12 protein-coding genes and 1 tRNA gene are annotated in these 15,439 nt (G+C 47.7%); 6 read left to right on the top strand and 7 right to left on the bottom strand.

Annotated elements, in window-relative coordinates:
• Window positions 1–85: 85 nt before the first annotated feature.
• Together MYF79_RS04195 and MYF79_RS04190 are read right to left on the bottom strand one after the other, a co-directional pair.
• On the bottom strand, window positions 86–2,341 hold the full coding sequence (locus MYF79_RS04195; protein WP_247812700.1) for a patatin-like phospholipase family protein: 2,256 nt from the start codon (window positions 2,339–2,341) through the stop codon (window positions 86–88).
• 66 nt (window positions 2,342–2,407) lie between these two features.
• Window positions 2,408–3,460 (bottom strand): COX15/CtaA family protein, encoded by a 1,053-nt coding sequence (locus tag MYF79_RS04190; protein WP_247812699.1) that lies wholly within the window; start codon window positions 3,458–3,460, stop codon window positions 2,408–2,410.
• A gap of 198 nt (window positions 3,461–3,658) precedes the next feature.
• On the opposite strand from MYF79_RS04190, the gene MYF79_RS04185 reads away from it, so the two are divergent.
• A complete protein-coding gene (locus MYF79_RS04185) occupies window positions 3,659–4,087 on the top strand; it encodes a hypothetical protein (RefSeq protein WP_247812698.1) in 429 nt (142 codons plus the stop codon).
• A 108-nt stretch (window positions 4,088–4,195) separates the two neighbouring features.
• On the opposite strand, the gene MYF79_RS04180 is transcribed toward MYF79_RS04185, so the two are convergent.
• The gene (locus MYF79_RS04180; protein ID WP_247812697.1) at window positions 4,196–7,141 is read right to left on the bottom strand and encodes a glycoside hydrolase family 3 N-terminal domain-containing protein; all 2,946 of its coding nucleotides are present in this window, start codon (window positions 7,139–7,141) and stop codon (window positions 4,196–4,198) included.
• Window positions 7,142–7,593: 452 nt separating this feature from the next.
• On the opposite strand from MYF79_RS04180, the gene MYF79_RS04175 reads away from it, so the two are divergent.
• Together MYF79_RS04175 and obgE are read left to right on the top strand one after the other, a co-directional pair.
• Window positions 7,594–8,184: an adenylate kinase gene (locus MYF79_RS04175; RefSeq protein WP_247812696.1), complete on the top strand. Its 591-nt coding sequence runs from the start codon at window positions 7,594–7,596 to the stop codon at window positions 8,182–8,184.
• A gap of 158 nt (window positions 8,185–8,342) precedes the next feature.
• Window positions 8,343–9,347, top strand: a complete 1,005-nt coding sequence (gene obgE / locus MYF79_RS04170) for a GTPase ObgE (protein WP_247812695.1) — start codon at window positions 8,343–8,345, stop codon at window positions 9,345–9,347.
• Between the two features lie 126 nt (window positions 9,348–9,473).
• On the opposite strand, the gene MYF79_RS04165 is transcribed toward obgE, so the two are convergent.
• Window positions 9,474–10,058 (bottom strand): hypothetical protein, encoded by a 585-nt coding sequence (locus MYF79_RS04165; RefSeq protein ID WP_247812694.1) that lies wholly within the window; start codon window positions 10,056–10,058, stop codon window positions 9,474–9,476.
• 586 nt (window positions 10,059–10,644) lie between these two features.
• On the opposite strand from MYF79_RS04165, the gene MYF79_RS04160 reads away from it, so the two are divergent.
• Together MYF79_RS04160 and MYF79_RS04155 are read left to right on the top strand one after the other, a co-directional pair.
• Complete coding sequence (locus MYF79_RS04160; RefSeq protein ID WP_247812693.1) at window positions 10,645–11,391, top strand: hypothetical protein; 747 nt, start codon at window positions 10,645–10,647, stop codon at window positions 11,389–11,391.
• A gap of 3 nt (window positions 11,392–11,394) precedes the next feature.
• The gene (locus MYF79_RS04155) at window positions 11,395–12,084 is read left to right on the top strand and encodes a DUF2306 domain-containing protein (protein ID WP_247812692.1); all 690 of its coding nucleotides are present in this window, start codon (window positions 11,395–11,397) and stop codon (window positions 12,082–12,084) included.
• On the opposite strand, the gene MYF79_RS04150 is transcribed toward MYF79_RS04155, so the two are convergent.
• From MYF79_RS04150 to MYF79_RS04140, 3 genes are all read right to left on the bottom strand, one after another.
• The gene (locus tag MYF79_RS04150) at window positions 12,029–13,201 is read right to left on the bottom strand and encodes a tetratricopeptide repeat protein (RefSeq protein WP_247812691.1); all 1,173 of its coding nucleotides are present in this window, start codon (window positions 13,199–13,201) and stop codon (window positions 12,029–12,031) included. The genes MYF79_RS04155 and MYF79_RS04150 overlap by 56 nt on opposite strands.
• Window positions 13,202–13,683: 482 nt before the next feature.
• Window positions 13,684–13,759: transfer RNA gene (locus tag MYF79_RS04145), tRNA-Thr, on the bottom strand.
• 52 nt (window positions 13,760–13,811) lie between these two features.
• Entirely contained in the window at window positions 13,812–14,123 is a 312-nt protein-coding gene (locus tag MYF79_RS04140) for a YbaB/EbfC family nucleoid-associated protein (protein WP_199654475.1), read from the bottom strand.
• A gap of 66 nt (window positions 14,124–14,189) precedes the next feature.
• On the opposite strand from MYF79_RS04140, the gene MYF79_RS04135 reads away from it, so the two are divergent.
• Window positions 14,190–15,437, top strand: coding sequence for an NAD(P)/FAD-dependent oxidoreductase (locus tag MYF79_RS04135; protein WP_247812690.1), 1,248 nt, complete (start codon window positions 14,190–14,192; stop codon window positions 15,435–15,437).
• Window positions 15,438–15,439: the final 2 nt, after the last annotated feature.

Below are 15,439 nucleotides of genomic sequence, written 5' to 3'. Positions count from 1 at the left end.
TCGTTTTCAGGCTCACTATAATTAGACCCGCAGATGACAGATTTCATTTTTTTTAATCTATGTTCAGCCCGGTACTGCCCCTTTTTTAGTGAGTCCCCTCCGTCAGCATGGGACGGCCAACAATATTCATTACACTGTCGAACGATGCCTGGTTAGTAGGATTGTCCAGCGCACCGGCAATGTCGATCTTTTCACGGGATGTCAGGTGCCAGCTTAATGCCGCCGCTTTATCCTCTTTCTGGGGCACATACTGGAAGATGACACGGTGGAACTTTCCCGGGAAATAGCCCTCCAGGTAAGTCAGCTCGTTATCCTGCACAAAATCCTGCATAGCGCTCCAATGTGCCTGCATGGTGAATAAGGGGTCAAACATCATATCGTTCAGCTTCATGGACTGTTTGATAGACTTAATATCATTCTTACGGGTATCTCTTACCTGGATGTAAACAATACCATCCGTATTGTCATTGACCCAGTTGCGGAATGTATGCAGGAAACGCATGGACGACTCCTGCCCGAAATTATCCCTGATACCCGCATCCATTACATCCACAATAGGCCTGCTGGGCAAAAATACATTAGGCAATACATATGGGAATGTAGCACACATCCTGATAGCACTGGTAATACGCAGGTCTGCCGCTCCCTGGCTGGCAAAGTACTGTGTGAAGTCCACGCCATCTACATCCCGCACGTTTCTTATTTCGGGCGAATACTCCGGTGCACAAAGGTAGCTGACCGGTTGAGGGGAAATGATCAGGCGACGCCCATCGGCGTTGATCGTAGCGTTCCAGATCAACATAGGTATCTGCGCTTTCTGCTCCGGTTCCCGGTAATCGTTGATAGTGCCGGACAGTGCGTTTCCGGTGTTACTGTTCAGTTGCAGTTCAAAAGCAAAGCCCCTGTCTTTTGCATAACGGTTGTCGCCTATTTTGAATGAACGGAACGGTGTGATAAAATCGTTCACCGCCAGGGAGGTAAACACACAGTTCAGCAGGTCGCGGGAAATGCGTTCTGTATAAGCACTATCCTGTATATTAACGGGGCGTCCTTTCTGCTTCTCCATATACAGGGCCCTGAAATACGATGCGCCCATCATACCACCGGAAGCCCCCGTCATCAGGAATGTATTGTTCATCAGTTGTCCTTTCATCATAAGGTCCAGCCGCTGCAAAACATTCATGCTCCAGGTGGCCGCCCGTAAACCGCCTCCACTGAAATTGATAATTACCATCTTAGGTTTCCCGGGGCCTTTGTACTTCGCCTTCCAGTTCTCCAGGATCTTCAGCGTTTGTTGCTTATCCTGCTCCGCCCGCTCCCATGTAAAGAATTGCTGCAACGCCGTTACACTATATTCGGGCCTTGCCTTCCTTTCACCATAATCAAGTCCATAAGCCTTGTTACGGTTATCAATCAGGTCATGCGTTACCAACCAGTTCAGTCCGAACAACATCACCAGCACCATGGGAATTGCCCAGCTTTGTAACAGGTAAGCATAGGCGCCTGCCACGCCTATCAGGAACGCGAAAAAGATCATTACGCTTGCGCCCGCAGGAATTCTGAATACCGGATAATCCATCAGGAAAGCCAGCACCACCAGGAAAATAAGCGCACACCCTACGGTGATCATCGCTGCAAAATGGTGCTGTTTCAGGATGCTATCCAGATAATGCTTGTTGTAGTGGTCTACATTCCTGGCCCGGCGGATTTTCCAGGGAGAGTTGAAATAATTATGTACAGGCAATGCATTTTCGTCTTTCTCCTGTGTTGGTTTCAATACGAGGCGCAGGAAATTACGGGGATTGCCAAATTTCCTTTCCAGCCTGCGGCCAATATTTTTGTCTGCGTTAAAAAAGTAGAAGAAACTGAAGAAGACGATGAAGAGATATCCGCATATAAACCCTTCCGTCAGCAACAATATTTCCGGCACTGAACTCAATTGCTGGTAGCGCTGGTATTCCCAGCCGCGAAAAAGCAGGTTCAGCATGAAGGCAATGGGAAAAATAGAGTTGTTCAGGCAGTATTTAAAAAAAGGCTGGGATGTGGTTGCAAGAAATTTAAAACGGCCGGTGTGAAGAATGAAAGTCGTGATGTTCCAGCTCATGGCAAACAAGCCGGTGGCCAGGCCCAGGATGGATGTACTGTAAAAATTCACATTGCCCAGGTACTCTGGCGCCAGAAACAAAGCGTCGCCACCAAATAACTTGGCAAATTCCCCATTTATAGTGCTGAAAAGTATAGCCCAGAACACCAGCAACACCTGGTACTTGCGGAAATGAAGCAAGAACAGTTGTATAGGGAACGAGTAAAAGATCCTGACCAACAAAGATTTCACTTTCATCCGATACGCTAATTACAATAAACTTACGAAAAAGTTTAACATGTTACCGACCGGATGTTCGATCTTCTAAACTTTCGCTGCCTTATTTCTGCTGAGGTATAAGGTCCATACAAGAGAGAGTAACAATAACATCCCCACGCCCTGGTGCAGTATACCCTGCAGTAGTGGAATTCTTACCTGGCTGCCCAGCAGGGTGAGCACTCCCAGCATTACCTGCAGTAATACCAGCAGTAAAGGCACATAGCGGATGCGGTGAAGCAGGCTGTTTTCCGGCGCCTCAGAGGCTTTCCACCACCATATTACCACGAGGATAGTAATGAGGTAGGCCAGGCCGCGGTGAATGAACTGTATCGTGATCGCATTGTGGGTGATATCTGTCAGCAGGCTTCCCTGTGTGAACATGCCCATTGGCCACCACATACCATTGATATCGGGCCAGGTATTCGCTACAAGCGCAGCATGCAGTCCTGCCATGAAAGCGCCGAAGATCAGTTGTAAGGTGAGTACTGCCAGCAGCCAGCCGTTCAGTTTGCGCAGGCCAGGCATAGATAGGATCTCCTTTTTATCAGTACTCAGTTTCAATGCAAACCAGAATGTGTAACACAGCAATACCAATGCTGCAATGAAGTGTACTGCCAGCCTGATGTGGCTTACATACAGGTCTTCCGTATTCAGTCCGCTCTGCACCATGATCCATCCGATAGCGCCCTGTAAGCCTCCGAGCAGGAACAGGATGATCATTGGCTTAACCATAGAGGCATCGAGCTTCTTTTTAATAAGGAAATAGATAAAGGGAATTGCAAAAACCACCCCGATGAAGCGGGCCCAGTTACGGTGCAGCCATTCCCAGAAATAGATGGATTTAAAATCGGACAGCGTAAAATGCCGGTTCATATACTGGTACTGCGCAATCTGCTTATATTTCTCAAAGGCCGCCTGCCAGGCATCTTCCGTCATAGGCGGCAATGCCCCCATGATGGGCTTCCATTCGGTAATGGACAGTCCGGAGCCGGTCAGCCTGGTGATCCCTCCCAGCAAAACCTGGACGATAAGCATTCCCACCCCTATATATAGCCAGATTGCCACCGGCCGCTGCTGTTGTAATCTCGATTTTTCCATAAACGCCAGCAAAGGTAGGTATCAATTAACAATTAAGAATGACATTCGTCATCTCTTCCCGCCCGTTTGATAATCGTATGTTAACCTGCCCGTAACTTTCCGTTAATGTATCCCATCGATCTTTGCGGCGATTTAAGGAACCATGTATTAGCTAATACAAACAGACAACACCATCTAAACAAAAACAAACATTTTTGTATGAAACGCATATCGTTTTTATTAGCCGCAATCCTCGTAAACGTATCTTTTTCGAAAGCCCAGGAGACTACCTATGCATACAACGACACCAGGGTAAGCATGGTAGCGAACAATGATGAAACCCCTGCTGCTGTGACAGCCTTCAAACTGAAAGTTGCGCAGATTGACCCTGAGGCACTTGTGTTTAAGATCACTGTTGAGAATCCCGGCGTTGAAAGAGTAACACTGAGCATCAAGGATGCCAACAACTATGTACTGCACCAGGAATCACTGCCTGTTACCATGCTGTACGTAGCTAAGTTCAACATGCAGGAACTGCAGGACGGCGCTTACACTTTTGAGATCAGAAGAGGCAGGAACAGGCTCGCGGAAAAGATCGTGAACATTAAGACAGAAACAAGCATCAACAGAACAGTATCAGTACAATAAGCATCCGTACGAAAGATATTGCTATCCATAAAAAAGATAGTGCCAGATGAATGGCCTTAAAGGCATACTTCACCTGGCACTATTGCCTATTTATCCCGTTTTCTATACCTATTTCTTTCCTCCCAGCGCCTCATACAGCACTTCCATGATATTCTCACGCACGTGCTGTGTTATGAGCTTTTTATTATCTCCGCCGGCAGGGCATACGCGGTTGCTCAGGAAGATAAACACCAGCTGCGACTGCGGGTCGACCCATATGCAAGTGCCTGTAAAGCCGGTATGACCGAAGGTAAGCGGTGAGGCGCTTTTACATGGATACGCTTCTCCATGCCGGCCATTGTCTTTTTCCGGTTTATCAAATCCCAGTCCCCGCCTGCTCACATTACTGTTGTAGCTGGTGAACAATTGCAGCGTTTCAGCTTTGATATATTGCTTCCCGTCGTATGTACCTCCATTCAGCAACATCTGCATGAGAATGGCCAGATCGCCCGCATTGGAGAACAGTCCGGCATGTCCCGCCACACCGCCAAACATGGCCGCGCCGGGATCGTGCACATCTCCCCGTATCCACTGGCGGCGGAAGATTGGCTCATTCTCTGTCGGCGCCAGTTGCGACAACTGGAAGCGCTCCCTTGGACGGAAGCCTGTATTCTCCATGCCCAGCGGCTCATAGAATGTTTCCCGTACATAGCGGTTCAGTTTCTTGCCTGTTATCTGTTCCACAATTTCTCCGAGGAAGATGAAGTCATTGTCGCTGTACACATATCCCTGTTGCGGTTTTAACGGGCTCTCCAGGATGCGGCGGTACATGGTATCCACATAATCGCCTCTCATATAGAGATGTTCTGCCACCCGCACGGAGTACACAGAATCTGCATACGTATGGAACAATGCTGTATCCGGAATTCCTTTCGCATCTATCACCTCCTTAAAGAAAGGAATGAAGGCCACCAGTCCCGCCTGGTGCAGCAGTACATCGCGGATGCGCAGGCCCGCCTTATTCGATCCTCTCACCCATGGCAGATAATCGCCCAACGTAGCATCGAGGCTCAGCTTTCCTTCATCATAGAGGCGCATCACAGAGAGGGTGGTTGCGCATATCTTGGTCACTGAGGCCAGGTCATAAACGGCACTGGCAGTAACAGGCTCGCGCTTGCTGTAATCAAAATATCCGAAGGTCTTATCGTATACGATCTTACCATCTTTCATTGCCAGTATCTGGCAACCCGGTGCGGCGCCTTTGGCGATCATGTCATTGGCCAGCACATCTATCTTCTGCAATACCTGGCTGCTCATACCCACTGTCTCCGGCTTCACATGCGGTAATTCCGTTTTTACCACAGGGGGCGGCGGCGTTTGTATAATACCCGTGCCATAAGGGAAGTTCGGACACACCGTTACCGGCAGTTTACCCTTTGCCGGCTGCTGACCAAATAAGATAGCAGCCGCTGTGCGCTGAGTATTTTCATCATCTTCATAAGCCGCAATAATGGTAGGCGCATCGCAGAAATACTGGATAGCATATGGATTGCCAAATACAACTGTGGCCGAAGGCATTTCCTGTTGCAGCTGCTGGATCAGCAGACGCTCTGCCGTACTGATGCCGAAATTATTTGCCGGACGACGCGCATAATTATGAAGGCTGATGATCACCGCCTGGTAATCCCGCTTCAGGCGCTCTACTACCTGCGGTACCTGTGTTTCCGACTGGCGGGATGTGAAAATAAAGGAATTCACATCTGGCCGGAGAGTTTTGATAGTCTGCAGAAACGCATTATTCACATCCGCACCCACCGCAATAACTGCTACCGTGCCGGGCGTATGCTGGGTGAACGGAATAAGGTTATTATCATTCTTCACCAGGGTAATGGCTTGCTCGCCGATGCTCCTGGTAAGTGAATCCGTCGCCGCGTTCAGATCACTTGTCAGGTTGTTAACATCTATTACCTGCGGTTTATTCAGTCCCAGTTTATATTTGGCCAGCAACACCTTCTTCACCCGCTGGTATACTTCCTCTTTCGAGATCTGACCCCTTCTGATGGCCCGTTTGATGGCATCCACACTTCCCGCGGCGGTAGATGGCAGCATCATCATGTCATTTCCGGCCAACAGTGACTGTGCAGCCTCTTCCCCGCCGGTATAAAACTTCGCAATACCCTTCATTTCCAATGCATCAGTGATGACGATGCCTTTGTAACCAAGCTCTCCTTTCAGAAAATCGGTAATGGCTTTATGCGAAATGGAAGTCGGCGTATTGGGCGTACTGTCCAGCGCCGGAATATAGAGATGGGCCATCATGATACTTTGTACGCCGGCCTCTATGGCCCTGCGGAATGGATAAAGCTCCAGCGAGTCCAGCTGCGCCCTGCTCTTGCGGATCACGGGCATATCGAGATGAGAATCTACATCCGTATCGCCATGCCCGGGAAAATGTTTGGCCACCGCCATTACATTCTGCTCCTGCATGCCTTTGATGACCTGCACACCCATACGGGCTACCTGGAATTTATCCTGGCCGAAAGAACGGTCGTTGATCACCGGATTGTTGGGGTTGTTATTCACGTCCATATCGGGCGCATAATCCACATGAATACCCAGGCGCCGGCATTGCATAGCCAGTACCTGGCCGTAGCGGTAGGCAAGGGCGCTGTCCTGCATGGCGCCCAGCATCAGCTGGCGCGGCAGGGGCGTTACACTGTCCAGGCGCATACCCAGTCCCCATTCGCCATCTATGGCGATCATAAGCGGGGTTTTCGAGATGGATTGGTAGTAATTGGTAAGATTTGCCTGCCTTACAGGGCCTCCCTGGAAAAAGATGAGCCCCCCTACTTTGTTTTCCCGGATGTCTTGCACAACTTTTCTAACGTGGTCCTGCCCGAGGTTGGAGTGCGCCCTGATCATGATGAGCTGAGCAATGCGCTCATCGTCATCCAGCGACTCGAAGACGCTGTCCACCCAGCGGGTGGCATCATCATCCTGCCTTACCTTCAGGGGTTTGTTACTTTTTGCTTCATGTAGCACCTGCTGCTTTGGTGTTCCCGGCCCCGGTTCCATTCCCGGCATTCTCCGGGGCACACCCCCTCCTATCATGCATAGCGAAGAGAGACCTAAAATCATTAATTGCTTCATCATCATCGACTAAACTTACAAATTATTACTCCATAGTACATAGCATTCCGACCATGGATCCGAACATTTTTATGTTTAAACAGCTAATTTTTTTTCCTTGACAACTTCATCGTGGATATCATACGGCAGTAGAAATGTTTATATTTACGTTAACCTGTGGTATGATTTATTTACATAATGTCTGTAAAAGCGATGCGTTAACCATTACACATCAACAGTGAACTTCTTAAAAATAATCCATTATTTACAGCAAATCATTAAAACATATCTAGGAAATTTCTTAAATATTTTACGTTATTCAAGCAATTGCAATTTTAGTTACCAATACATTCAATTGTTTGCTATATTTGCATTCTTGCTAAAGCATTTTTTAAAACATGGTCAATATCATTTTATTTGGCCCTCCCGGTAGCGGAAAGGGCACTCAGAGTGCTAACCTGATTAATAAATTCGGGCTCATTCACCTGTCCACCGGCGATTTGCTGCGCAGTGAAATTGGAGCCAAAACACCACTGGGCCTCGAAGCCAAAAAAGTGATGGACCAGGGTATACTGGTGCCAGATGAGGTGGTGATCGGCATGATCAGCTCCAAACTGGATGCCAACCCGGATGCAAGAGGTTTTATTTTCGACGGCTTTCCCCGTACCACTGCCCAGGCAGAGGCGCTGGATAAATTACTGGCACTGAAGAAAACTTCCATCTCTGTTGTGCTGGCACTGGAAGTACCCGAGCATGAACTGATCAGCCGTTTGCTGGGCAGAGGCGCTACCTCCGGTCGTCCTGACGATGCGAATGAAGATGTGATCAGGGCCCGTATCGTTGAATATCACAACAAGACCGCTCCTGTAGCTGACCACTATGCCAAATATGGTAAGTTCAAGAAGATCAAGGGCGAAGGCTCTGTTGAGGAGATTTTTGAGCGCCTGAGCAAAGAGATAGACAGCCTGGTAATAGAGGAAAAAGTATAACAAGCTATTCCATATATTTTAAACGCAAAGATTGTAAGTAAGCATTTTAGCGCGCTATGCGTACTTTAAATGCCCGAACTTAACGATCTTTGCGTTTTTATATTTACACGCCTCCCTTCAACACGGGGGCGTGTAACATTAAGCATAAATCAAATACTTTGGAAAGAGGCAACTTCGTTGATTACATAAGGATCTACGCAAAATCAGGTAAAGGAGGCGCAGGTAGTGCACACTTCATGCGTACCAAATACAACCCGGAAGCCGGTCCCGACGGTGGTGACGGTGGCCGTGGCGGGCATATTATCCTGAAAGGGAATTCCCAGCTATGGACATTGCTGCACCTGCGCTGGTATAAGAATGTGGTGGCAGAGGACGGCGGTAATGGCCGTGACAATAACAGTACCGGTAAGAACGGCGAAGACATTATCATTGAAGTCCCCCTCGGCACCCAGGCATTTGATGAGGAGACCGGCGATATGGAGGCAGAGATCCTGCATGATGGCGAAGAAGTGATCTGGATTCCCGGCGGCCAGGGCGGGCGCGGCAACAGCTTTTTCAAATCGGCCACCAACCAGGCGCCTGATTATGCACAACCGGGTATGCCCAGCATTGAAGGCTGGAAAGTGCTGGAGCTGAAGATACTGGCAGACGTAGGACTGGTAGGTTTCCCCAATGCCGGCAAGTCTACCCTGCTTTCCACCATTACAGCTGCCAAGCCTAAAATAGCAGACTACGCATTTACTACCCTCACCCCTAACCTGGGTATGGTGCCTTACCGCAACGACCGTTCATTTGCTATTGCAGACCTTCCCGGTATCATTGAAGGGGCACACGAAGGAAAGGGACTGGGGCACCGTTTCCTGCGCCATATCGAAAGGAACTCCGTATTGCTGTTCCTGATCCCGGCAGACAGCCAGGACCATAAAAAAGATTTTGAGGTACTGATGAATGAGCTGGAGCAATATAACCCGGAACTACTGGATAAACAGTTCCTGCTGGCCATCAGTAAAAGCGATATGCTGGACGATGAGCTGAAAGAGGCCATTGCTAAAGAGCTGCCTGATAATGTGCCGCACGTATTCATTTCTTCCGTTACCCAGCAAGGCTTGTCCGAGCTGAAGGATATGTTGTGGCAGGCACTGAACAACAATACTGAGAAATAACTAAAAAGGGATCAGGAATTGAATATGGGCATTGCCGCCGTATCCAATTCCTGATCCCACATATATCGTTTAGCCCATCTCCGTTAGAAAGATCAGCTACTAAAAAAATTCAATCCTGGCTACCCCTTAATTCTTCAGGCCCAGGTATTGCTGCACCGCTTTATAATTGTTCCAGTCTATCGGCGCTTTACGTGCCGGTGTGCCTCCGGGTATGAGAATATACCTGTATTGCTGGTACTTGACGTTGTTCTGTGTTACAGTACTGATATCTCCATTGGAATAGAGCTCAATGGTATTGAGATAGAAAAGCGGATTGATGCTTAATCCCGTATAAACGTTAAAATACGGTAATGGTATAACGGTTGGATCAGCAGCACTGAAACCATTCAGGTACACCTTGATCTCGCCGGAAGTCAGCATATCAAGTGTAAGTCCTGCCACATCTATCTGTGAAAAATAGCCAACAGTATCAATACTGCCGTCTGAGTTATGAACGGTATCAGGCTTGTACTGTACGTCCAGCCAGTCTGAATAGATCACATTGGCAGTACCCTCAGGACCGGCAGGGCCAGCGGGACCAGCAGGGCCGGCAGGACCAGCGGGACCGGCAGGGCCAGCAGGACCAGTGTCTCCATCTTTACCGCACGATGCGGCAAATAATGCGAAAGCCAGCAAAAGGCAGGAAATAATGTTGAAGGACATTCGTTTCATGAGTAAAATTTTGGTTGTTATCAAATGGGTAAATATTACTGTGCTACTATGCTCGGAAACAGATATGCAGGCGATCCGGGGGCTGCAAAAATGATGTTTTCTACAGAATTATCACTCATTAAATATACAAAAGAAACGGTGGTTTTAAATAGCCGGGTCAATAGAAATATTCCTCTCGTGAATGAGCGTTCTGTTAAAAAAAACCGCGGGAAACCACCCTGCTAAATACCCGTCTGCGTGAAAAACCAGAAACTGCCCGCAGCCTGAAAGGCCGGCTGAAAGCTCAACTCACTTCTACCCTGCTTCTTTCATTAAGTTGCTTCAGAACGGGAATAACAGATGCAGGTTACTGCGGGATTTCGATTATCCGTTACAGAAAGCTATCAGGGATTAAATTTATTAACTGGTTGAGCAAACAATCGAATGCGTCCCAGGCAAACAATCAAACGCTTCCCTGGTAACAGTCTAACGGAAGCCCCCTTCTACCGGGGCAACCAGGAGATCACACTTGTGCGGCTGGAACAATTTCTCGTTCCTGGTAATGCATAAGTCTGCATTTATTGTTTACTTTACAAAAAAATACCCTGTGAAATACATTATTACAGCATTCATTGGTGCATGCTTTATTAGTGCATGCCAGCCATCTGCCCCAAGCACCACCGCCAAAACCGATAGTACCGCCGCTAAAGCAAGCGTAATAGAGGTTCCCCTGGAAGCAAGGATACTGGGTACCTATAAAGGCGACTTTGGCGGTAGCCCCATTTATATCACCATCAATTACTGCAGCGGCAACAAAATAGCTGGCTACAATACGCACAAAGGCCTGAGAAGAAATATAAGCGGCAATATTACCAACAAAGGAAACAAACTGGATATCCAGCTTGCTGAACCCGGCGATCATGAGTTTGATGGCGTTTTCTCCCTGGTAATGGATACATCGCTCAACAACGCAACCGGCTCCTGGAAACCGGTTAACGATAAATCCCTTACCCAAAAGCAATTGAACCTCACCAGGATCAGACAGGATGCCGAATACCTTGGCTTTATGTCAGGAGACCACTGTGATATCTTTTTTGACAGAGATGGCAGCTGTACGTTGAACTTTTATGAAAAGGTAAATGATTCGACCTTCTCTAAACAAATGAACACGCTGAGAGGCACCTGGGAAAGGCAATCGGATACGGTGGTGCAGGTGAACTGGCAGCCCAATCCCGCTTATCAGCCACGGTCTACTACGTTTGCGCTCGAATATAACTCGGGTGAAGGGACTTATGAAGACGCCGTTGTCGGCGCCAAAGGAGATATTTTCAATTTCCATGTAAGCGAGTACTGATCTATGGTGCCCCTCTCAAAACGTGTAGCCTTTTACCTGTTTGCGGCCATCATCCTGTACACATCCTGGTTGATGTTACTATTGAGTCTTCCCTATACTACCTTTGACAGGTATGTCGATTTTCTCATGACCAAACAGCTGGTATATCACATCCGGCACTGGCGGATCAGCTTCTATGTACATGTTTTTACCAGCATCATCGTACTTATAGCAGGGCTGTTGCAATTCAGCAATTATCTGCTAAAAAAATTTCCCGGCCTGCATCGCAGGTCCGGGAAAATATATGCAATAGTCATTTTGTTCTTCAGTGGTCCGGCCGGTTTGGTCATGGGCTTTTATGCCAATGGCGGATTGCCGGCCCGTATCAGTTTTGTGCTGCTGGCTTCCCTGTGGCTACTCACCACTTTCCTCGGCTGGCGCTATGCCCTGCAACGAAAGTGGCGTTTACATACCGGCATGATGATCCGTAGTTATGCACTCACCCTATCTGCCATTTCACTACGCCTGTATGCATTCCTGATCGGCGCCTTCAATCTCCCCATCCATCCCATTCCAGCCTATATCCTGATCTCCTGGCTCAGCTGGACATTGAACCTGCTGATCGCGGAAGCTATTATACGTTGGGGACTGGCTTATCTTAACGATTCATTCCCAACAGATTGTCCTTCCTCACAAAATGGCCATCATCTGTAATGTTGTATAATTGTTTCTCCAGCAGTTTCACATCCACCAGCTCATTGTCATCATAGCCCTCTTTTTCCGGGTCCTTCTTATACACCTGGTTAAACAATCCTATCTCGATATCTCCATTCTCCCTTAATGTGGCCACGCGGAAAGGATCTGCCAGTTTTTCGTGCCCTCCTATCAGTAATTTGTCGATCAGCTTACCAACGTGGTCAAAGCTGACGATATAGTATTCCGCCGGGGTATTCTCACTGATCATGACATCCTTGGTGGCATAAATTATTGTCTTTATGCTATCAGTTGCTTTCGCCAGCCCCACATGATAAAATTCAACTCCTACGTCACGGGAGAATTTACTGTCACGCATTTCAGCCACAAAACGTTCATACTCGTATGAAATGTAGTCTTCTCCAAGCTTTTTACTATACCTCTCATCCAATACCAGGGGATAGGAAACCGGTTTGAACTCATGCCAGAACAGGTTCCATTGCAGTTTGTCAGGATCAGTAGCACCGCTCAATGCTACGGTAACCATCCCTTGAAAATCCGAAGTATTGTCTCTCAGATATGCGAGATCTTTGTCCTCAAAAATGTTTTTGGCATTGCTGTAGCCAAATTCAATAGCAGAGATGAGATAATAACGTGCAGACTCTTCCACTTCCGCCCTGGAATACACGCAGGCCAGGTTATACAACACCTTTGAAGTAGGCTTGTAGTCCAACAGCTCTGCTATCTGATAAGCAGAAGCCGCATCCTTCAGATTGTTCAGGTCTGCCAGTGCATTACCCAGCTCAAAATAAGCCCTCGCTTGCGGCTGTTGTAAGATAGACTGTTTAAACAGTTTCACCCCTTCTTCCGGGTTCTTCTGATTTCTATATGCATCTACTCCCTTCAGAAAATATTTATCAGACACCTTGCTCTTACCCTCCGTAAGGGAGACAGCATGCAGCACCAGTTGCTTATCGAATATCTGGTCTTCGCTGATCACAGCGGTGAATTGTCCCTTCCCCGGATGTTGTGGGTCATTCTTTGATCGGTCGTCCGGGGCGTTTGGGGCATTGCAGGCAAACAGGGAAATACCGGCTGCCAGCAGTAATACATAGCGCATAGGAAATTGCTTTATCATATAAAGATAATAACAAGTATTAAAATAATGCATCAGCTGTCATCTTCATCATTCCGGCGGGGAATACTGTTTTTTGCAGGAACCATTCGCTGTTCTTATCCATCTATGAAGCAGACTTTAGCCATATATAACCCATATATAACCCATATCTTTAGAAATATGGATTATATATGGGTCATATATGGCTTATATATGGGTTATATATGGGTTATCTCCGGTAAAGCAGTATAGCAGCGGCCTTACAAGGATTATATAAAATACTTGTTTTATAAATGATTGGGAATAAATACGATTTATCTTATCCCCGATTCGTATAGGTTAGAATTTCTACCAGTTTTCGCTGTCATTAGATCCAAAGATCAGTTTCGGCGCCTCAGGCATTGAGACTTTATAAGTTGTATGCAGATGCGCTGCGAAGACGCTTCCCGGGCAAAAAAAAACCACTGGCAATAAATATTACCAGTGGTTCAATGATGTTGCTATGGAGCCAACCATGGGATTCGAACCCATGACCTACAATTTACGAAACTGTTGCTCTACCGGCTGAGCTAGGTTGGCATACAGTCCACGCAATTTAAGTCATTCAGCTGCAAGGGAGCAGCATTGCTGTTTAAAACAATCCGCCTAAGGGTCCCAGCATACCACCGGCAATTCCTTTCATTTCAGATTCCCAGGCATTCTCTGCGTTTTTCAGAGCCCGGTTCAGTGCTGTGATCAGCAGGTCTTCCAGCTCTTCCTTATTGTCTTTTTCGAGCAGGCGTTCTGCGATATCAATACTTTTTACCTCCCGGTTTCCTGTCACCACAACCTTTACCGCACCATCTCCGGCCTCGCCGTCAACAGTGATCAGGGCCAGGCGTTCTTTACTTTCTTTCATTTTAGACTGCGCTTCCTGCAGTTTTCCAAATAGATCTCCGAACATGGTTAGTTGATTTTAGGCCGCGAATATATTCCTCTTTTCTTTATCTTAACAGCTTAAATGTACAGGATGTTGGAAACTAAAGTATGTATTGTTGGTGCCGGCCCTGCGGGAGCTGCTGCAGCCCTTCAGCTGGCGCAACTCGGTATTGAATGTATCATCGTGGACAAGGCTGTTTTCCCGAGGGACAAAGTGTGTGGAGATGGCCTTAGCGGAAAAGTGATCACTGCGCTGAACCGTATCGATCCTGCCATTGCAACCCGGCTCAAGGAAGCCAATTTCAAGGTTAACAGTTGGGGCGTCACTTTCGTGTCTCCCGGCAGGCATAGCCTGGATGTAGGTTACCGCCCCGACTATAACAGCAATAACCAGGGCCATAAAGAAACGCCTATTGGCTACGTATGTAAACGCCTGGACTTTGATAATTTCCTGGTAGAAGAGGTTAAACGCAGACCGGAGATCAAACTGCTGGAAGGCGTTACTGTGGAAAAGTACGAACTGAAGGAAGACGGTTACATCGTAACCGGCAGCAAAGGTTTCCAGGTAAAGGCCCAATTGCTCATCATTGCCAATGGCGCTCACTCTTCCTTTACAAAGGATGTAGCCAATATTACCATGGAGCCGAAACATTATGTAGCCGGCATCCGCGCTTATTATAAAAATGTCAGCGGCAATAACCCCGACAATTTCATAGAACTGCACTTCCTGAAAGAGCTCCTGCCGGGCTATTTCTGGATCTTCCCCCTGCCAAACGGAGAAGCCAATGTTGGCGTAGGTGTGCTCAGTGAGGCGGTGCGCAGGAAGAAGATGAACCTGAAGAAGGCCATGCTCGACATCATCGCCAATGACCCTGTGTTTAAAGAACGTTTCAAAAACGCAGAACTGGTCAGCAGCATTGAAGGCTACGGTCTGCCGCTGGGCAGCAAGGTAAGGGTCATTTCCGGCGAGCGTTATATGCTGGCAGGAGACGCTGCCTATCTCATTGATCCTTTCACCGGTGAAGGTATCGGTAATGGTCTTTACTCCGGGCGCATCGCTGCCTTAAAAGCGGCAGATGCCCTCAAAGCCAACAACTTTTCCGCTGAACAACTGGCGGCTTACGACGCTGAGGTATACCGCGTAATGGGACCTGAGCTGAAATTGAGCCATCGCTTGCAGAAGCTGATCAGATATCCATGGCTGTTCAATACCCTTATGAAGGTAAGCAGCCGTAACAAGCAACTGCAGGAACTGTTGTCCTGCATGTTCTATGAGGTAGACCTGCGTAAAAAACTGGCCAAACCCTCCTTCTATGTTAAACTGTTATTCAATCGCTAGCA

It is taken from the genome of Chitinophaga filiformis (assembly GCF_023100805.1).
GTDB classification, from domain to species: Bacteria; Bacteroidota; Bacteroidia; order Chitinophagales; family Chitinophagaceae; genus Chitinophaga; species Chitinophaga filiformis_B.
This window is presented reverse-complemented; position numbering and strand designations above follow the sequence as displayed.

Bases quoted from the DNA above. Each gene is read 5' to 3' on its own strand.
- MYF79_RS04175 (WP_247812696.1), top strand. From the start codon at position 7,594: ATGGTCAATATCATTTTATTTGGCCCTCCCGGTAGCGGAAAGGGCACT.
- MYF79_RS04185 (WP_247812698.1), top strand. From the start codon at position 3,659: ATGAAACGCATATCGTTTTTATTAGCCGCAATCCTCGTAAACGTATCT.
- MYF79_RS04180 (WP_247812697.1), bottom strand. From the start codon at position 7,141: ATGGAACCGGGGCCGGGAACACCAAAGCAGCAGGTGCTACATGAAGCA.
- MYF79_RS04150 (WP_247812691.1), bottom strand. From the start codon at position 13,201: ATGATAAAGCAATTTCCTATGCGCTATGTATTACTGCTGGCAGCCGGT.
- MYF79_RS04155 (WP_247812692.1), top strand. From the start codon at position 11,395: ATGGTGCCCCTCTCAAAACGTGTAGCCTTTTACCTGTTTGCGGCCATC.
- MYF79_RS04135 (WP_247812690.1), top strand. From the start codon at position 14,190: ATGTTGGAAACTAAAGTATGTATTGTTGGTGCCGGCCCTGCGGGAGCT.
- MYF79_RS04195 (WP_247812700.1), bottom strand. From the start codon at position 2,341: ATGAAAGTGAAATCTTTGTTGGTCAGGATCTTTTACTCGTTCCCTATA.
- MYF79_RS04140 (WP_199654475.1), bottom strand. From the start codon at position 14,123: ATGTTCGGAGATCTATTTGGAAAACTGCAGGAAGCGCAGTCTAAAATG.
- MYF79_RS04165 (WP_247812694.1), bottom strand. From the start codon at position 10,058: ATGAAACGAATGTCCTTCAACATTATTTCCTGCCTTTTGCTGGCTTTC.
- MYF79_RS04190 (WP_247812699.1), bottom strand. From the start codon at position 3,460: ATGGAAAAATCGAGATTACAACAGCAGCGGCCGGTGGCAATCTGGCTA.